The sequence below is a fragment of the Rhizobium sp. CF142 genome, assembly GCF_000281145.1.
Lineage (GTDB): Bacteria > Pseudomonadota > Alphaproteobacteria > Rhizobiales > Rhizobiaceae > Rhizobium.
The window spans coordinates 77,397-94,955 of sequence record NZ_AJWE01000093.1 but is presented as its reverse complement, the minus strand read 5'-3'; the positions used below and the strand labels follow the sequence as shown (position 1 = coordinate 94,955).

Here is a 17,559-nt window from a genome sequence, read left to right as displayed (position 1 = left end):
TCGGACATGGAGGAGCACCCGATGAAATCAGACAACCAGCAGAAACTGCGCGCCGGCCGCGTCTGGCTGACAGAAGACGCCTGCGATCTCAGCGATTTCCGCGCGCTTGCCGAAAAGACCACGGCCCTTGCCGATTATCCCACGGCCGCAGCCGTCGAGAAGAACGTGCTGATCTATGACAGCCGCACCGTGATCGAGGTGGCATCGACGCCGGAAGGCCGCCGCGCCATTCTCGCCGAAATCTCGGAAGCCTTCGGCATCGGCCCCGGCGTCGTCGTCTTCAAACATGCCTACGAAGACACCGGGATCGTCGACCGGGCGAGTGCGATCTTCGACGAGATCATCGAGGAGCAGCACCGCACGTCGACCGGCGGCGGCGACCATTTCGCCAAGCCGGGCGCCAATGACCGCATCTGGAACTCGCTGGAAAAGCACTGCCTGGCCGATCCGGAAAATTTTGCCCGCTACTACGGCAATGCCATCGTGGCGCTGGCAAGCGAGGCATGGCTCGGCCCGCATTACCAGATGACGGCGCAGGTCAACCGCGTGAACCCTGGCGGTGCGGCGCAATCGGCCCACCGCGACTATCACCTCGGCTTCCAGTCCTCCAAGGTGATCGAACAATTCCCGGCCCATGTTCACCGCCTCTCGCCGGTGCTGACGCTGCAGGGCGCCGTTGCCCATTGCGACATGCCGCTCGAAAGCGGCCCGACGCTTTTCCTGCCGCACAGCCAGACCTACGAGCCGGGCTACCTCGCCCTCAAGCGCCAGGAATTCAAGGATTACTTCGAGCAGAACCATGTGCAGCTGCCGCTGGAAAAGGGCGATGTGGTCTTCTTCAATCCCGCCCTCTTCCACGCCGCCGGCACCAACCGCTCGAAGAACATCAAGCGTGTGGCAAACCTCTTGCAAGTCTCCTCGGCTTTCGGCCGGGCGATGGAAACGGTCGATCGCGAGCGCATGAGCGCAAAGCTCTTCCCCGCCCTCAAGGCGCTGAAGAACAGGCTTTCGGCCAGCGAGATCGCCAATGCCGTAGCCTCCTGCGCGGAAGGCTATTCCTTCCCGACCAATCTCGACCGCGACCCGCCGCTCGGCGGCCTCGCGCCGAAGACCCAGGCGCAGCTGATGCATGAGGCGCTGGCCGAAAACTGGAGCGACGACGCGTTCACCAAAGCCCTGGCCGAACAGTCAGCTAGGAAGCTGAGCTGACGCTCTAATTCACCATCATCATCCCACAGCCCCTCACCACCCGTGAGGGGCCATTCGCATATCATCAGGAGGAGAAGAGATATGAGCACGGATTACGCCCGCCTCGACGGCAAGATCGCCATCGTCACCGGCGGCACGCAGGGCCTCGGCGCCACCATCGCCAACCTCTTTGCCGAACGCGGCGCCAAGGGCATCGTCATCTGCGGCCGCAACGAGGCCAAGGGCAAGGCGAAGGCCGAGGAGATTTCGTCCAGGACCGGCGCGAAAGTGGTCTACGTCAAGGCCGATCTCGGCAAGGTCGAGGATGCGCAGAAGATCGTCCATGTCTGCGACCAGACCTTCGGCCGCGTCGATGCGCTGGTCAATGCCGCTGCCATCACCGACCGCGGCACCATCCTCGATACCAGCCCCGAACTCTTCGACGCCATGTTCGCCATCAATGTGCGTGCCCCCTTCTTCCTCATGCAGGAAGCGGTCAAGGTCATGCGCCGCGAGAAGATCGAGGGCACCATCGTCAATATCGGCTCCATGTCCGCCAAGGCCGGCCAGCCCTTCATCGCCGCCTATTGCGCTTCCAAGGGCGCGCTGGAGACACTGACCAAGAACACCGCCTATGCGCTCTTGCGCAACCGCATCCGCGTCAACGGCCTCAACATCGGCTGGATGGCCTCCGAGGGCGAAGACCGCATCCAGAAGGAATTTCACAAGGCCTCGGATGACTGGCTCGCCAAGGCTGCTGCCAGCCAGCCCTTCGGCCGGCTGGTCGACCCGGAAGAAGTGGCCCGCGCCTGCGCCTATCTCTCCTCGACCGAATCCGGCCTGATGACCGGCTCCGTCATCTGCTTCGACCAGTCGATCTGGGGCGCCTATGACGGCTCGCCGCATCCGGTCGCCGCCCTCTAAGAACGCATCCAGAGCCCGGCGCTTTCTGCTGCCAGGCTCTGGCAGATTCAACCGTTTCCCGCTACGAAGAAGCACTATCGATCTGGGAGGAATCGGGCATGGCTGGAAGCGAGCTTTATGACATCAGGGACGAGCGTTTCGGCGCTCTGATCGCCGGTAGCGCAGTGCTGGAAGAGCTATACACAGGCTGCCGCTGGGCCGAGGGGCCGGTCTGGTTTTCCGATCTGAACTGCCTGATCTGGAGCGATATTCCGAACGAGCGCCTGATGCGCTGGGTGTCGGATGGCACCGTCTCCGTCTTCCGCTCGCCATCGAACTACGTCAACGGCAATACCCGCGACCGGCAGGGCCGCCTCGTCTCCTGCGAACATGGCGGCCGCCGTGTCACCCGCACAGAGCCCGACGGCCGCATCACCGTGCTGGCCGACAGCTACAACGGCAAAAGGCTGAACTCCCCGAACGATGTCGTCGTCAAGTCGGACGGCTCGATCTGGTTCACCGACCCGAGCTACGGCATCATGTCCGACTATGAAGGCCACAAGTCCCCGGAAGAGCAGGAAACGCGCAACGTCTACCGCATCGATGCCGCGACAGGCGAGATCGAAGCCGTCGTCACCGATTTCATCCAGCCGAACGGCCTTGCCTTCTCGCCCGACGAACGCCAGCTCTTCATCGCCGATTCCGGCTCCTCCAACCACGACGTTCCGCGCCACATCCGCGTCTTCGATGTCGTGGATAGCCGCAAGCTGACGAACAGCCGCTATTTCTGCTCGATCGACAGCGGCGTGCCGGATGGTTTCCGTTTCGATGTCTCGGGAAATCTCTGGACGAGTGCCGCTGACGGCGTGCACTGCTTTGCCCCTGACGGAACGCTGATCGGCAAGATCAAGGTGCCGCAGACCGTTTCCAACATCACCTTCGGCGGCCCGAAGAAGAACCGCCTCTTCATCACCGCAACGCAATCGCTCTATTCGATCTATACGACGACGAACGGCGCGCAGTACCCGTAAGCTATCCTTTGCGGGCGGCGGCTCTCAGACCCTGCTGGAAAACCTGCTTCATCTCGGCGAAACCATCAAAGCCGAGATGATGCGCAAAGCGGATGACGCTGGTCTGCGAGACATTACAGCGCCCGGCGATCTTCTGGCTGCTTTCGAAGGCGAAGATGTCAGGCCGTTCGGCGGCAAGCCTTGCCAGCGCATCGAGCCGTTGCGGCAGGTCGCGATGGATGGACACCCAGAATGCCTTGCTGAGAAAGGCATCGCTGTCGGCCTTCATCGAAACAGTCTGCATTCTCTCCTCCATCGTTCACCGCCCGCGGAGGCCAGGGTCATCATAGCCCCAGCCCCCACGGGAGGAACTTTTTAGCTCTTAGGTTTGTCGGGGCGGCCGTGCAGAGGCTCTTTGCGATGCCAGTTTTCCAGGATGCGGCCGTCGGTATGCTTTTGCTGCGCCCAGCGGATACCGTTCGAGATGACCTTGTGCACGATCTTGTCGTGATAGATCGGATAGGTCTCGTGGCCGGGGCTGAAGAAGAAGATGCGCCCGCGGCCGCGCTGGAAGGTGCAGCCGCTGCGGAACACTTCGCCGCCCGAATACCAGGAGATGAAGACCAGCTCGTCCGGCTGCGGAATGTCGAAGGGCTCGCCATACATCTCCGAGGCATTGACCTCGAAATAGGGCGGCAGGCCCTCTGCAATCGGATGCGAGGGATTGACGACCCACACACGCTCCAGATCACCCTCAGGCGTTTCGCGCCAGGAGAGATTGGCGTTGGTTCCCATTAGCCGGCGAAAAAGCTTGGAGTGATGGCCGGAATGCAGGACCAGCAGGCCCATGCCCTTCAGCACGCGCTGCTGCACGCGGTCGATCAGCCCGTCGCTGACGTCCTCATGCGCCATATGTCCCCACCAGAGCAGCACGTCGGTATCGTTGAGCACCGAATCCGGCAGGCCCTCATCCGGATCGTCGAGCGTGCCGCGGCGGATCTCGAAATCAGGATGGGCGATGCCTGCGGCGATCGCACCGTCGATACGGTCAGGATAGATATCCTGGACTTCCTTGTGGACCTGCTCGTGGCGTCCTTCGTTCCAGATCGTGACCTTGATTGTCATGCTATTCCTCGATGTTCTGGGCCTCGATGTGTTTCAAGCCCTAATAGGTCAGGCGGTTGCCGAACGGATGACCCGGCCGGCGGAATCAAACAGATGGCAACCGGCGCGCTCCGCCGTCAGCGACACGCGATCGCCGGGACGGATGGTCATGTCGCCCTCCGTGCGCACGACGATCGGCTGCTGCTGCGAACCGACCGTCAGATAGGTCTCGACGCCAAGCCGCTCGACGATGACGACCTCGGCCGAAAAATCGCCCTGCCCCTGCGGCGCAAGTTTCAGATGCTCAGGCCGGATGCCGAGCTTCGCCTCGCCCTGCGGCACGGCGCCATTGGCATCCGAGAGATCGATGGCAAGACCGAGCGGGCTTTCCAGATGCACCTTGCCGGCATCCCGGCGCGTTGCCGTCATCGGCAGCACGTTCATCTTCGGCGAACCGATGAAGGTCGCCACGAACTCGTTTTCCGGCTGATGATAGAGTTCCATCGGCGCGCCCTGCTGGGCGACGACACCCTTGTTCAGAACCACGATGCGGTCCGCCATCGTCATCGCCTCGACCTGGTCGTGCGTGACATAGACGACGGTCGCCTTCAGCTCGCGATGCAGGCGCTGCAGCTCGGCGCGCATCTGCACGCGAAGTGCCGAATCGAGGTTCGACAGCGGCTCGTCGAAGAGGATCAGCGACGGCTTCTTGATGATGGCTCGGCCGATCGCCACACGCTGGCGCTGGCCGCCGGAAAGCGCTCCCGGCTTGCGGTTGAGATAGTCGGTCAATTGCAGGATTTCAGCGACGCCTTCTACCTGCTTCTTGATTTCCGCTTCCGGCACCTTCTTCAGGCTGAGCGAAAAGCCGATATTCTCCGCGACGGTCATATGCGGATAGAGCGCGTAGGACTGGAATACCATGGCGATGCCGCGCTTGTCCGGCGGCACATCGTTGATGCGCTTGCCGTTCAGCACCAGATCGCCCTCTTCGATACCCTCGAGGCCGGCGATCATGCGCAAGAGCGTGGACTTGCCGCAGCCGGACGGGCCGACGAACACGGCGAATTCGCCATCTTCCACCGTGATATCGACGCCCTTGATGACCTCCAGCGCGCCGTAGAATTTGCGAACGTTTCTGAGATTGATCATTCGTTTCTCTTTCTTGATCTCAGCCCTTCACACCGCCCGAGAAGGTCTGGACGAGGAAGCGCCGCGCAAAGCCGAAGGCGACGACGGCCGGCAGCAGGTAAATGAAGGCAAGCGCCGTCAGCAGGCCGTAGTCGATCTCGTTGATGCGCAGGAAGGCGCGGAAGAGACCGAGCGGCAGCGTCTGCAACTCCGGCGACGACAGGAAGATCAGCGGCAGCAGGAAATCGCCCCAGGCCGACATGAAGGCGAAGAGACCGGCAGCCGCAAGCCCCGGCATGGCAAGCGGGATCAGCACACGGCGGATGCGCTGCATCATCGTCGCCCCGTCCATGACAGCGGCCTCCTCATAGTCGCGCGGCAACCCGTCGAAGAAGGTCTTCATGATCCAGAGCCCGAGCGGCAGCTGCATGGTGGCCAGCACCAGCATGATGCCGAGATAGCCGTCGATGAACCCCGTCCAGCGCATGATATCGCGGGCATAACTGCCGAAGATCGGCCGCAGGACCGTAGCCTCCGCATTGTTCAGCGTCAGCAGGAACTTGTAGAGCGGCACGACGAGTGCCGTCGGCGGCAGCACGCGGATCAGCAGGATCGCGTAGAGAAACGGCAGCTTCCACCACGCCCGCGTGCGTGACAGCGCATAACCGCCAAGACCCGCCAGAACCATGACGATCAGCGTCGCACCGCCGACCACGAAGAGCGAATTGAACAGCCATTTCGCCCCATCCTCCTTGGTGAAGACGCGCACATAGTTTGCTAGCGTCCATTGCTCCGGCCAGCGCAGGAAGAGCTGCGCATTGCCGTCGACGGAGGCAAGCAGCACCCAGAAAAAGGGCACAGCGCAGAAGATCGAGATGATCGACAGCGTTGCATAGGCGATGAGGTCGGAGCGGGTCTTGTTGGCACCTTCGCTCGGGGAAATAACGGCCATGTCAGACCTCCACCTTCATGGCCCGCACATAGCCGATGCCGAGGATCAGCGAGATGATGAGCGCGACGACCGCGACCGCAGCGCCGTAGCCGAGCTGGAAGGCCGTAAACGACTGGTTGTAGATATAGATGCTGACGACCTCCGTCGCCCCGCCCGGCCCGCCACGCGTCAGCGCATAGACGAGGCCGAAGACGGCGATGGTGGAGACGGCAGAGATCAGCATGTAGAGCAGGATCGTCGGCATCATCAGCGGCAGAGTGATGCGGCGGAACATCTGCGAGGGTGTCGCGCCATCCATGCGCGCCGCCTCGTAGATTTCAGAGGGAATAGTGCTCAAACCCGCCGTCAGCAGGATCATCGCGGTGGCGATACCGCGCCAGGTATTGACGATGATGATCATTGATAGCGGAAAGGCGTTCAGCCAGTCGGCAGGATCGATGCCGAAGAAGGCGACGATGCGCGACAGCGTGGCATGTTCGCCGCCGGCCAGCATCGAAATCCACATGAAGCCGGCAACGACCTCAGGTGCCGCGTTCGGCAACAGGATCATCGAGGAGAAGAACTGGCGGAAACGGATCGGCCGGCGCAATGCCATCGCCGAGACCAGCCCGAGCACGAATTGCCCGATGACGGCCGAGCCCATGACGAAGACGAAGGTGACGAACAGCGAATTCCAGAATTTCGCGTCGTTGAGAAGGCGCGCGTAGTTGCGGATGCCGACGAAGCGCGGCCGCAGTGCCGCAGCACCTGTCAGCGCCTCGTTGGTGAAGCTCAGATAGACGGAATAGAGGGCGGGATAGATCACAAAGGCCAGAAGCAGGATCAGCGACGGCAGCAGAACCAGCAGGAGTTGGCGCTCGGTTCGCTTTTCATGAGAGTTTCGGGCCATTGAAGCTCACAACCTTATCGAATGAATCCGGCTTATCGAATGAAAGCGGGAAGACGCAGCGATCATGCCGCGTCCCCGTCCTGGGTGGAAAAGAAGGCCGTGGCTTACTTGACCATGTCGTCGCCGAGGGTTTCCTTGACGTAGTCGACAAGGATCTTCTGGGCGCCGGCTGCATCCGTTTCCTTGCGCAGCAGGGCTTCGGTGGCGCGTGCCACACCTTCGGCAACCGTGCCGAAACCGGAAGCCTGTTTCAGGAAGACGCCGTTTCCGGCAGCAGCATGGATCGGAACCAGTTCCGTCAGCTTCTGGAAATCCGGATCCTTGGCTGCGTCCTTGCTGGCCGGAATGTTGCCGATGCGGGCAGCGTACGAAACCTGCGTTGCGACCGAGCCGATTTCCATCAGCGCCTTCTTGGCCAGTTCCACATTGGCGGACTTGGAGCTGACGGCCCACGGAGCAGCGAGGTTGGCAAGCACGTACTGGCCGCCGCTCTGGCCAGGAACGGTCCAGGTGCCGACGATCTTGGTCACGTCAGGGATGGGGTTCTTGCTCTCACGACCCCAGTCGAAAATGTAGCACCAGGAGCCGCAGGTGGTGGCGGCGAGCTTGCCGGCCGGGAACATTTCATATTTCGGCACGACCCACGGTTCCGGTCCGAGCAGCGGCTGCACCGGCATCAGATCCTTGTCGATCAGCGTCTTGTAGACGTTGAAGACATCCTTCACACCTTCGCCGTTGAGGTCGAGCTTGCCGTCGGCACCGACGAGCTGCGGCGTCTTGGAGCCGACGATCAGGTGCTGGAAGCCTTCGTCGAAGGCGCCGCTGCCCCAGGAAACGCCGGCCGGGAAGAGCAGGCCGTAGGAGCCGGTCTTCTGCTTGACCTCGGCTGCGCGGTCGAGCAGCTCCTGCCAGGTCTTCGGCTGTTCGGTAGAAATGCCAGCCTTTTCGAGAACGTCCTTGCGGAAATAGATTTCCTGAATGCCGAGCATGAACGGCATCACATAGGTTTCTCCGTCAGGGCTGACGGCAAGCTGCTTGGCGACATCATAGAGGTTGGTATAGCCATCCCAGGCCTTGAATTCGGCGGTCACGGGCGCGAGGTAACCGGCCTCCACCATGTCGGCAACGGCAGCCGTCGTCGGAATGGAGAAGAGATCGGGCGCGTTGCCTGCCCCAAGCTCCGTCAGAAGCTTGGTGAGATAGTCTTTGTCCGGCGCCGGATATTCGACGACCTCGACCGTCACGCCGTATTTTTTCTCGATCCGCTCGACGGTCGACTTCATCGCGTCGATGCCAGCCTGACCGTGATTGGCGATACGAATTGTTTCAGCATGCGCCAGCGTCGAAACCGCGCTGAGCAGGATGGCGCACAGGCCACCGATAACCGTCTTCTTCAACGGAAGTCCTCCCTTTTTTAGAGACACGGCGCCCTCCAGCACCGGTGAGGAAAATGTACACGCATTCCGAATGCTGACAAGATGATTTTTAAACCATCAATCGCCATAAAATTATCATATTGATTTTGCTCTATTATTTATAACTTGCATCACATCTATCGTTTGTGTAATCGTTTGCACAACGATATCAGGGAGGATTTCGATGTCTCAGAAATTGCGCCTCGGCGTCATCGGCGCCGGCTTGAAAGCAGCTGAATATGCTCAGAGCTGGGCGAAGATGCCGGAAATTGAATTCGTGGCACTCGCCGACACCAGCGAAACCTCCCGCAAACGCCTGATTGACGTCTGCACCGCGGCCGGTGCGCCGGAGCCGAAGGGCTTCGCCGATTACCGGGATCTGCTCACAAAATGCCGCGACGAACTCGACATCATCTATGTCTCCACCCCGCACGCTTCCCATGCCGAGCAGGCGACGGCCGTCGCAGAAGCCGGCCTCGATCTCTTCCTTGAAAAGCCGATGGTGACCACGGTCGCCGAGGCCGAGACGCTGATCGCGGCACAGAAGAAGAGCGGCGTCACCATCGTCACCGCCTTCCAGGGCGGGCTTTCGCCACTGGTACTCAATACCCGCAAACGCGCACTGTCGGGTGAATTCGGCGAGCTGATCGCCATCTCGGGCATGATCTGGGAAAGCTGGTCTTCGAACTATGACGGCCACTGGAAACAGCAGCCGGAAATCTCCGGCGGCGGCTTCATGTTCGATACCGGCGCGCACATGATGAACACCGTCTGCCTGCTCGCCAATTCCGATTTCGACAGCGTTTCCGCCTATATGAACAACCACGGCAAGAAGGTAGATATCGCCACCGCCGTTTCCGCCCGTTTGAAGAATGGCGCGCTCGTGACGCTGACGGCCGCAGGCGAAGGCCCTCCCGGCTGCGCTTCCTACATCACCTTCTTCTATTCGAAGGCGATCGTGCGCATCGATGCCTGGGGCGGCTGGCGCGAAATCAGCGTCGGGCGCACCAGCGAGCCGCGCGAAGAGGCCGAGATTCTCGGCAATCCCATGAAGAATTTCCTCGCCATCCGCGCCGGAACGATGGAAAACTCCGGCTCCGTTGAAATGGGTCTCAGATTCGCTAGGCTCTGGGATGCAATCAAGGAATCGGCAGCGGCCGACGGCACCCCCGTCAGGATCACCGCATAGGCGCAAGACGATGAGCGGAACGAACAGACGGCGGATCACCTCGAAGGAACTGGCGAAACTCGCCGGTGTCTCCTCGGCGACGATATCGAGGGCCTTTTCGCCGGATTCGAGGATCGGCAGCGCCACGCGTGACCGCATCCTCGCCGTTGCCCGTGAATATGGCTACCAGCCGAATGCGATCGCCCGCTCGCTGAACAACCAGCGTTCGCGCCTCGTCGCGCTCGTCGTCAACGCCATCGGCAACCCCTGCGAGGCCGAGGAGCAGCAACTTCTCGTCCATCGCCTGCAGGCCCGCCAGCTCCTGCCCATCATTCTCTGCTGCGCCGATCATTCGGATCGGCTGCAGCTCATGCGGCTTGCCTCGACCTACCAGGTCGATCACGTCGTCATCTTCTCCGACATGGTGTCGATGCAGGATGCCGTCGACATCTTCCACACGACGAAGCCGATTATCGTTTCTTTCGAGCCGCTTGAGAACGAGGATGTCTCCAACATCCGCATCGATGGCGCTGTCGGCGCCGGCGAGATCATCGACAAGATAGTCGGCGACGGCAAACGGCGCTTCGCCTATCTCTCCGGCACCAAGTCAAGCTGGATCGACAAGCTGCGCCGCAAGTGGTTTGCCGATGCGCTCGCCCGTCACGGCCTTGCCTTCGAAGCGGAAGCCTTCGGCGACTATTCCTATGATTCCGGCTTCAAGGAAGCCGTCCTGCTGCTGCACCGCTCCAAGGTCGACGCCATCATCTGCGGCAATGACGTCATGGCGATCGGCGCGCGCGATGCCGCCCGCCGCGTGCTCGGCAAGAATACGCCTGAGGATATCGCCATCGTCGGCCAGGATGGCATTGCCATGGCCGCCTGGGACTGCAACGACCTGACGACGCTGAGCCTCGACCACGTGGCCTTCATGGACGCGGTCGTCGAGGTGATCGAACGCCATGAAGCCGGCGATGAAGGTCCTCACAGCATCACGCTTGCCTGCACACCCCGCTGGGGTTCGACCGCCTGAGGGGCGGCTCCAGTCATTTGCATCAAGGAGGAATATCGATGATCACCCTTTCATGCGCCGCCGCCGGGCGCCGCCTCTCCCCTGCCGCCTGCCGGGGAGAATGAGATGCGTTCCGTCGTTTCCCTCAATGAATCCTGGAGCTTCCACGAAGGCTTTAGCCCGCGCCTGACCGAGGCTTTCGACGGCGACCATATGGTCAGCCTGCCCCATACGGCTGTCGAGCTGCCCTTCAACTATTTCGACGAGAAGCGCTATCAGCGCGCCTTCACCTATCAGAAGGTGCTGCGCTGGCTGCCGGAATTCGAAGGCCGCGAAGTCTCCATCCTCTTCGATGGCGCCATGGCCGACAGTGTCGTCTATCTGAACGGCGAAGAGATCATTTCCCATAAGGACGGCTATACGCCCTTCGAAGCCCGCCTGACCGGCAAGCTGATCAAGGGCGAGAACCTGATCACGGTCAAGATCGACGGCAGCGAGAACCCCGCCATCCCGCCCTTCGGCGGCCGCATCGATTACCTCACCTATGCCGGCATCTATCGCGACGTCTGGCTTAAGGTCACCGATAAGGTCTCCATCCGCAATCTCAAGATCGAGACACATGACGTTCTGTCCGACATGAAGTCGGCGACGGTCCGCATTGATGTCGCCAATCCGCAGAGCCTGACCTATGCCGCGACCGTTACGGCCTCGCTGAAGGGTGCCGATGGTATCGTGCTCGCAAGTGCTGCCGGTGAAACGATCGGCTCCGTGACGACGCTCTCGTTCGGCGGACTGACCGGCATCGAACTGTGGGACCTGTCAAACCCGGCGCTCTACGAAGTTGTCGTCGATCTCAGAACCGAACATGGCTCGGACAGGGCATCCGCCCATTTCGGCTTCCGCACCGCCAAATTCACCCCGGAAGGCTTCCTGCTCAACGGTCGGTCCGTGAAGCTTCAGGGCCTCAACCGCCATCAGGCCTATCCCTATATCGGTTATGCAGCCGGCCGCTCTGCGCAGGAGCGTGACGCCGACATCATGAAAAAAGTGCTGAAGTGCAATATCGTGCGCACTTCGCACTATCCGCAGTCGAAATGGTTCCTCGACCAGTGCGACCGCATCGGCCTGCTCGTCTTCGAAGAAATCCCCGGTTGGCAGCATATCGGCGATCTCGACTGGCAGAATGAATCCATCGAGAACGTGCGCCGCATGATCGAGCGCGACTGGAACCACCCCTCAATCATCATCTGGGGCGTGCGTATCAATGAATCGCTCGACAGCCACGACTTCTATACTGCGACCAACCGGCTGGCCCATGAGCTCGATTCCACGCGCCAGACCGGCGGCGTTCGCTACCTGACCGAAAGCGAGCTTCTGGAAGACGTCTATACGATGAACGACTTCATCCTGGGCAATGAGGAACTGCCGGGCGCCAATCGCCCACGCACGGCGCTTCGCGGCCAGCAGGAAAACACCGGCCTCTCCTACAAGGTCCCCTACATCATCACCGAGTTTAACGGCCATATGCATCCGACCAAGATGTATGATGCCGAGCAGCGCCAGGCCGAGCATGTACGCCGCCATCTCGAAGTGCTGAACGCGGCCTACGGCGATCCGGATATTTCTGGCGCGATCGGCTGGTGCATGTTCGACTACAACACGCACAAGGATTTCGGCTCCGGCGACCGCATCTGCTATCACGGCGTCATGGATATGTTCCGCGAGCCGAAATTCGCGGCTTATGTCTACGCCAGCCAGTGCGACTCTTCGGATGAGATCATCATGAAGCCGGTCACCTTCTGGGCGCGCGGCGAACGCAGCATCGGCGGCGTGCTGCCGCTGATCATCCTGACCAATTGCGATGAGGTAGAGCTGAAATACGGCTCGCTGACGAAACGCATCGGTCCGGACCGCGAAAACTACCCGCACCTGCCGCATCCGCCGGTTGTGCTCGACCACCGCCATTTCACCCAGGACGAACTCGGCCGCTGGGGCCTGGAATGGATCGACGGCGAATTCACCGGCTTCATCAATGATGAACCGGTCGCCAAGCTGACACTCGCCGCCGACCCGCTGCCGACCACACTGGAAGTTGCGCCCGACAGCATCACGCTGAAGGCCCGCGAACGCGACACGACCCGCGTCGTCATCCGCGCGCTCGACCAGTGCGGCCAACGCCTGCCCTTCCTCAACGATGTTGTAATCTTGACCGTGAAGGGGCCTGGCAAGATCGTCGGGCCTGCGACCGTACCGCTCCAGGGCGGAACGACAGGCTTCTGGCTCGAGGCAACCGGCCTGACCGGTGAAATCACCGTCGAAGCGACCTCAAACCACTTCGCACCAGTCAAGATCTCTGTGGCGGCCGTCTGACGGCCGCCAGAGAATATTTTGCTGGCTAAGCGATCCTCAACTGGCTGGCCGGATCGAAGAAGACCGCCTTGTCGAGATTGAAGGCAAGGCGGGTATTCTGGCCCGGCAGGATGCCGGTATCCGCTCCAAGGCGCGCCACTACCGACTTGCCGCCGAGCTTGGTGACGGCAAATGTATCTGAACCGGCCGGCTCCACGACCTCAATGGCGCAATCGCCATGGACGACCGACTTTGCCTTGCGATCAGCTCCGTCAATATCCGTCAGTGCTTCCGGACGGATCCCGAAGATGACCTGCTTGCCGGTATAACCTGTCAGGCTGTTATTGCCGGCATTGACGGGCAGCTTCAGCGGCTCGCCATTCGGCCGCTCCAGCGACACCTGCAGTCCGCCGGCACCGTTTTCGACGGTGGCATTGAGCAGGTTCATCGCCGGCGATCCCATGAAATCAGCCACGAACACATTGGCTGGGCTGTTATAGATCTCGGCGGGCGTGCCGAACTGCTGCAGCACACCATCCTTCAGCACCGCGATCTTGGTCGCCAGCGTCATCGCCTCGATCTGGTCGTGTGTGACATAGACGATCGTCGTTCCCATGCGCTGGTGGAGGCGTTTGATTTCCGTGCGCATGTCGACACGCAGCTTCGCATCGAGGTTGGAAAGCGGCTCGTCGAAGAGGAAGACCTGCGGATTGCGTACAAGCGCACGACCCATCGCGACGCGCTGCCGCTGGCCACCGGAAAGCTGGGACGGTTTGCGATCGAGCAGATGACCGATCTGCAGCATGTCGGAGACCTGCTTGATCGCCTTCTCGCGCTCTTCCTTCGGCACGCCGCGGATTTCCATACCGAAGGCGATGTTGCCCGCAACGGTCATATTCGGATAGAGCGCGTAGCTCTGGAACACCATGGCGATATCGCGCTTGGACGGATGCAGGTCGTTGATCGCACGGCCATCAATACGGATTTCGCCCGAGGTGATCGCTTCCAGCCCGGCAATCGTGTTGAGCAGTGTCGACTTGCCGCAGCCGGACGGACCGACCAGCACCAGGAAGCCACCCTTCTCAAGCTCCAGATCGATCCCCTTGAGAATATCGACGGCGCCGAAACGCTTCTTGAGACCGGAAATTTCAAGGAAAGCCATGGATCACCCTTTGACGGCGCCCGCCATCAGACCGCGCACGAAATAGCGGCCGGCGAGGATATAGACGATGAGCGTAGGAACGGCCGCGATCATCGCCGCAGCCATGTTGACATTGTATTCGACGACGCCGGTCGAGGTATTGACGACGTTGTTGAGCGCCACCGTCATCGGCATGGAATCGCCGGTGCCGGCATAGGCCGAGGCGAAGAGGAAGTCGTTCCAGATATTGGTGAACTGGTAGATGACCGTCACCACGATGATCGGCAGTGAATTCGGCAGCATGATGCGGCGGAAGATCTGAAAGAAGCTTGCGCCATCCACCTGCGCGGCCTTCACCAGCTCCGTCGGAAACGCCTCATAAAAATTGCGGAAGAACAGCGTCGTGAAGCCGAGGCCGTAAACCACGTGCACGAAGACGAGGTTCACAGTCGAATTGCCGAAGCCGAAGCTGAAACCCGTTGCATTCTGCAACGTCGTGCCGAAACGGCCAAGCGAACCGAGAATGGTCGCCATCGGCAACAGCACCGACTGGAACGGAATGAAGCAGGCAAAGAGCATCAGGCCGAAGACCAGCGTATGGCCGGGGAAGCGCCACTTGGTCAGCACATAGCCGTTGAGTGCACCGAGAATGGTCGAGATCGCCACCGCCGGCACGACCATCTTGATCGAATTCCAGAAATAGCCCTTGATGCCGGCGCAGGTAAGGCCGACGCAGGCCTCACCCCAGGCCTTGAACCAGGGATCAAGCGTCGGCGCCTGCGGCAGCGCCAGCATGTTGCCGCCCTGGATTTCGTCCATGGTCTTGAACGAAGTCGTCAGCATGACGAAGAGCGGCATCAGGTAGAGAACGGCAAAGATCAGCAGCAGGCCGTAGATGATGACGCGGCCGATCCAGCGGCCGCTATTGCCGCCCCGCGAGGCCGTGATCTCGGAAGATGTGATGCTGCTCATCGCGCCTTCTCCCTGAGTTCGGAATAGAGATAGGGAACGATGATTGCCGAGATAGTCATCAGCATGATGATGGCGCTTGCGGAGCCGACAGCCATTTCATTCCGCTTGAACGTGTATTCGTACATGAAGTTGGACGGCAGCCAGGCCGAGCCGCCAGGGCCGCCCGATGTCAGTGCCACGACGAGGTCGTAGGACTTGATCGCCATGTGGGCGAGCACGATGAAGGCCGACAGAAAGATCGGCCGCAGCATCGGAATGACGATGCGCCGGTACATCTGGAAGGGCGATGCGCCGTCGATCTGCGCCGCCTTCATGATTTCGCCGTCGATGCCGCGCAGGCCCGCAAGAAACATCGCCATGACGAAGCCCGAAGCCTGCCAGACACCGGCGATGACGACGGTGTAGATGACGAAATCCTTGTTCTTGATCCAGTCGAAGTGAAAGCTCGTCCAGCCGAAATGATGCAGCGTCTGCTCGAGCCCAAGGCCCGGATCGAGGAACCACTTCCAGGCAACGCCAGTCACGATGAAGGACAGCGCCATCGGATAGAGGAAGATCGGCCGCAATATGCCTTCGCCACGGATCTTCTGGTCGAGAAGGATTGCCAGCAGCAAGCCAAGCCCCAGGCAGATGAAGATGTAGAGGAAACCAAAGATCCCCATATTGGTGATCGATGTGTACCAGGAGGACGGCGGATCGCTTTCGAAGGTCCAGCGCCAGAGCCGCTGATAAGCGCGCGCCCCCGTAATTGCATAGGACGGAAAGGTCTTGGAATTGGTGAAGGAGAGATAGGCCGTCCATACGATGAAGCCGTAGACGAAGATCACGGTGATCAGAAAACTCGGCGCCAATACGATCTTCGGCAGCGCATCCTGCAACCGGCCGCGAATGGACGCGCGGCTTGAAGACTTCGACGTCAGGACCGAATCCGTGGTCGCAACTGTGGTCATGTGATCATCTCCTCCCCGCATCGCAGGGGCTGCGGCTTTCCCGCAAGAGTACGGGAAAGCCTTGATCGATGGGATATTAGCGGGCGTCGTCGATGGCCGTAACGAGTTGCTTGACGGCTTCGTCGGAGGTCTTGATCTGACCATGGACGAACTTCGAGACGACGTCCTTATAGGCGTTGGCGATCGCCGGAGGAGCACCATAGCCCTGAGCGAGCGAGCCGAACAGCGTGCCGCCTTCGTTGGCAGCCTTCAGGTCGGCAATGCCCTTCTTGCCGCAAGCGTCGAAATCCGTATCCGGAACGTCGGTACGGGCCGGAACCGAACCCTTGACGACGTTGAAGGCGGACTGGAAGCTCTTGGAAAGCGTAGCCTTGGCAAGCGCCACCTGAGCGGCCTTGCGGTCGTCAGGAACGTTGAACATGCCGAACATGTCGGAGTTGTAGACCACGCTGCCGTCGGTGCCCGGGAAGCGATAGCACAGGAAGTCGGTATTCGGCTTCTTCTTGGCGGCAACGAATTCGCCCTTCGCCCAGTCGCCCATGACCTGGACGAGAGCATCGCCCTTGATGACCATGGCAGTCGCCAGATTCCAGTCGCGGCCCGAGAAGTTCGGGTCGACATACTTGATGATCTTGGCGAGGTTATCGAACGACTTCTTCATCGTGTCGGACTTCAGCGATTCCTCGTCGAGGTCGTTGAAAGCCTTCTTGTAGAATTCCGGACCGCCGGTCGACAGCACGATGGAGTCGAACATCGTGGCTTCCTGCCAGTTCTGACCGCCGAGCGCGAGCGGGATGACGCCGGCTGCCTTTGCCTTGTCGAGCAGAGCGATCAGGTCGTCGAAGGTCTTCGGCTGCTTGCCGCCGATCTTGTCCATGACGGACTTGTTGATCCACAGCCAGTTGACGGAGTGAACGTTCACAGGAGCTGCGACCCACTTGCCGTCATAGACGGAGAACTTCTGCAGTGCGGCCGGAACAGACTTGTCCCAGCCTTCTTTCTTGGCCGTTTCCGTCAGATCGCCCATGACGCCAGCCTGGGCGTAATCGAGCACGGTATAGCCGAGCATCTGAGAAGCAGTCGGATAGGTGCCCGCGGCAACCATCGCCTTCAGCGCGGTCATGGCTGCGTCGCCGCCACCGCCTGCGACCGGTACGTCCTTCCAGGCAAAGCCTTCCTTAGCGAGGTCCTGCTTCAGCACGTTGAGTGCCGCGGCTTCGCCGCCTGATGTCCACCAGTGCAGCATCTGAACTTCTTTGACGTCGGCTGCATGAGCGCTGCCGAAACCAGCCATCATCACGACAGCAAGAGCTGCCGAGCTCAAAAACTTGCGCATGAATATCCTCCCGTTCGTAAGTGGCGGCGAGACCCACCTCGC

Annotated in this window: 16 protein-coding genes; 6 read left to right on the top strand and 10 right to left on the bottom strand. The window is 60.8% G+C overall.

The genetic code is table 11. The annotated features are described in order from the left end of the window. Positions 1-21: 21 nt before the first annotated feature. The 3 genes from PMI11_RS19630 (at position 22) to PMI11_RS19620 (ending at position 3,122) form a co-directional block, all read left to right on the top strand. Entirely contained in the window at positions 22-1,209 is a 1,188-nt protein-coding gene (locus PMI11_RS19630; protein ID WP_007820393.1) for a phytanoyl-CoA dioxygenase family protein, read from the top strand. Positions 1,210-1,290: 81 nt separating this feature from the next. Then, positions 1,291-2,112 (top strand): SDR family oxidoreductase, encoded by an 822-nt coding sequence (locus PMI11_RS19625; protein WP_007820391.1) that lies wholly within the window; start codon positions 1,291-1,293, stop codon positions 2,110-2,112. Between the two features lie 98 nt (positions 2,113-2,210). Next, complete coding sequence (locus tag PMI11_RS19620; protein ID WP_007820386.1) at positions 2,211-3,122, top strand: SMP-30/gluconolactonase/LRE family protein; 912 nt, start codon at positions 2,211-2,213, stop codon at positions 3,120-3,122. Position 3,123: 1 nt separating this feature from the next. Here the strand turns inward: PMI11_RS19620 and PMI11_RS19615 are convergent, their stop codons facing one another. From PMI11_RS19615 to PMI11_RS19590, 6 genes are all read right to left on the bottom strand, one after another. Then, positions 3,124-3,405, bottom strand: coding sequence for a MurR/RpiR family transcriptional regulator (locus PMI11_RS19615; protein WP_007820384.1), 282 nt, complete (start codon positions 3,403-3,405; stop codon positions 3,124-3,126). Between the two features lie 71 nt (positions 3,406-3,476). Then, positions 3,477-4,226 carry a ThuA domain-containing protein gene (locus PMI11_RS19610; protein WP_007820382.1) on the bottom strand — a complete coding sequence of 250 codons (750 nt, stop codon included), beginning with the start codon at positions 4,224-4,226 and terminating at the stop codon, positions 3,477-3,479. A 48-nt stretch (positions 4,227-4,274) separates the two neighbouring features. Next, complete coding sequence (gene ugpC, locus PMI11_RS19605) at positions 4,275-5,357, bottom strand: ABC transporter ATP-binding protein (protein WP_007820378.1); 1,083 nt, start codon at positions 5,355-5,357, stop codon at positions 4,275-4,277. Positions 5,358-5,376: 19 nt separating this feature from the next. Continuing rightward, positions 5,377-6,288 (bottom strand): carbohydrate ABC transporter permease, encoded by a 912-nt coding sequence (locus PMI11_RS19600; RefSeq protein WP_007820376.1) that lies wholly within the window; start codon positions 6,286-6,288, stop codon positions 5,377-5,379. 1 nt (position 6,289) lies between these two features. Beyond that, positions 6,290-7,177, bottom strand: coding sequence for a carbohydrate ABC transporter permease (locus tag PMI11_RS19595; protein WP_007820374.1), 888 nt, complete (start codon positions 7,175-7,177; stop codon positions 6,290-6,292). A gap of 104 nt (positions 7,178-7,281) precedes the next feature. Further along, the gene (locus tag PMI11_RS19590) at positions 7,282-8,574 is read right to left on the bottom strand and encodes an ABC transporter substrate-binding protein (RefSeq protein WP_007820372.1); all 1,293 of its coding nucleotides are present in this window, start codon (positions 8,572-8,574) and stop codon (positions 7,282-7,284) included. 202 nt (positions 8,575-8,776) lie between these two features. On the opposite strand from PMI11_RS19590, the gene PMI11_RS19585 reads away from it, so the two are divergent. The 3 genes from PMI11_RS19585 to PMI11_RS19575 all read left to right on the top strand — a co-directional run bounded on the left by PMI11_RS19585 (position 8,777) and on the right by PMI11_RS19575 (position 13,139). Further along, positions 8,777-9,781, top strand: coding sequence for a Gfo/Idh/MocA family protein (locus PMI11_RS19585; RefSeq protein ID WP_007820371.1), 1,005 nt, complete (start codon positions 8,777-8,779; stop codon positions 9,779-9,781). Positions 9,782-9,791: 10 nt separating this feature from the next. Further along, positions 9,792-10,790, top strand: a complete 999-nt coding sequence (locus tag PMI11_RS19580; RefSeq protein WP_007820370.1) for a LacI family DNA-binding transcriptional regulator — start codon at positions 9,792-9,794, stop codon at positions 10,788-10,790. A 105-nt stretch (positions 10,791-10,895) separates the two neighbouring features. After that, positions 10,896-13,139 (top strand): glycoside hydrolase family 2 protein, encoded by a 2,244-nt coding sequence (locus PMI11_RS19575; RefSeq protein WP_007820369.1) that lies wholly within the window; start codon positions 10,896-10,898, stop codon positions 13,137-13,139. Between the two features lie 25 nt (positions 13,140-13,164). On the opposite strand, the gene PMI11_RS19570 is transcribed toward PMI11_RS19575, so the two are convergent. From PMI11_RS19570 to PMI11_RS19555, 4 genes are all read right to left on the bottom strand, one after another. Beyond that, positions 13,165-14,280 carry an ABC transporter ATP-binding protein gene (locus tag PMI11_RS19570; RefSeq protein ID WP_007820368.1) on the bottom strand — a complete coding sequence of 372 codons (1,116 nt, stop codon included), beginning with the start codon at positions 14,278-14,280 and terminating at the stop codon, positions 13,165-13,167. A 3-nt stretch (positions 14,281-14,283) separates the two neighbouring features. After that, positions 14,284-15,231, bottom strand: coding sequence for a carbohydrate ABC transporter permease (locus tag PMI11_RS19565; protein WP_037071713.1), 948 nt, complete (start codon positions 15,229-15,231; stop codon positions 14,284-14,286). Beyond that, the gene (locus PMI11_RS19560; protein ID WP_007820366.1) at positions 15,228-16,181 is read right to left on the bottom strand and encodes a carbohydrate ABC transporter permease; all 954 of its coding nucleotides are present in this window, start codon (positions 16,179-16,181) and stop codon (positions 15,228-15,230) included. Before PMI11_RS19560 ends, PMI11_RS19565 begins: the two co-directional genes overlap by 4 nt. A gap of 76 nt (positions 16,182-16,257) precedes the next feature. Further along, positions 16,258-17,517, bottom strand: coding sequence for an ABC transporter substrate-binding protein (locus PMI11_RS19555; RefSeq protein WP_007820365.1), 1,260 nt, complete (start codon positions 17,515-17,517; stop codon positions 16,258-16,260). Positions 17,518-17,559: the final 42 nt, after the last annotated feature.

Excerpts from the sequence above, each read along its gene's own strand:
- PMI11_RS19630 (WP_007820393.1), top strand. The coding sequence starts at position 22 with ATGAAATCAGACAACCAGCAGAAACTGCGCGCCGGCCGCGTCTGGCTG.
- PMI11_RS19625 (WP_007820391.1), top strand. The coding sequence starts at position 1,291 with ATGAGCACGGATTACGCCCGCCTCGACGGCAAGATCGCCATCGTCACC.
- PMI11_RS19620 (WP_007820386.1), top strand. The coding sequence starts at position 2,211 with ATGGCTGGAAGCGAGCTTTATGACATCAGGGACGAGCGTTTCGGCGCT.
- PMI11_RS19615 (WP_007820384.1), bottom strand. The coding sequence starts at position 3,405 with ATGCAGACTGTTTCGATGAAGGCCGACAGCGATGCCTTTCTCAGCAAG.
- PMI11_RS19610 (WP_007820382.1), bottom strand. The coding sequence starts at position 4,226 with ATGACAATCAAGGTCACGATCTGGAACGAAGGACGCCACGAGCAGGTC.
- ugpC (WP_007820378.1), bottom strand. The coding sequence starts at position 5,357 with ATGATCAATCTCAGAAACGTTCGCAAATTCTACGGCGCGCTGGAGGTC.
- PMI11_RS19600 (WP_007820376.1), bottom strand. The coding sequence starts at position 6,288 with ATGGCCGTTATTTCCCCGAGCGAAGGTGCCAACAAGACCCGCTCCGAC.
- PMI11_RS19595 (WP_007820374.1), bottom strand. The coding sequence starts at position 7,177 with ATGGCCCGAAACTCTCATGAAAAGCGAACCGAGCGCCAACTCCTGCTG.
- PMI11_RS19585 (WP_007820371.1), top strand. The coding sequence starts at position 8,777 with ATGTCTCAGAAATTGCGCCTCGGCGTCATCGGCGCCGGCTTGAAAGCA.
- PMI11_RS19580 (WP_007820370.1), top strand. The coding sequence starts at position 9,792 with ATGAGCGGAACGAACAGACGGCGGATCACCTCGAAGGAACTGGCGAAA.
- PMI11_RS19575 (WP_007820369.1), top strand. The coding sequence starts at position 10,896 with ATGCGTTCCGTCGTTTCCCTCAATGAATCCTGGAGCTTCCACGAAGGC.
- PMI11_RS19570 (WP_007820368.1), bottom strand. The coding sequence starts at position 14,280 with ATGGCTTTCCTTGAAATTTCCGGTCTCAAGAAGCGTTTCGGCGCCGTC.
- PMI11_RS19565 (WP_037071713.1), bottom strand. The coding sequence starts at position 15,231 with ATGAGCAGCATCACATCTTCCGAGATCACGGCCTCGCGGGGCGGCAAT.
- PMI11_RS19560 (WP_007820366.1), bottom strand. The coding sequence starts at position 16,181 with ATGACCACAGTTGCGACCACGGATTCGGTCCTGACGTCGAAGTCTTCA.
- PMI11_RS19555 (WP_007820365.1), bottom strand. The coding sequence starts at position 17,517 with ATGCGCAAGTTTTTGAGCTCGGCAGCTCTTGCTGTCGTGATGATGGCT.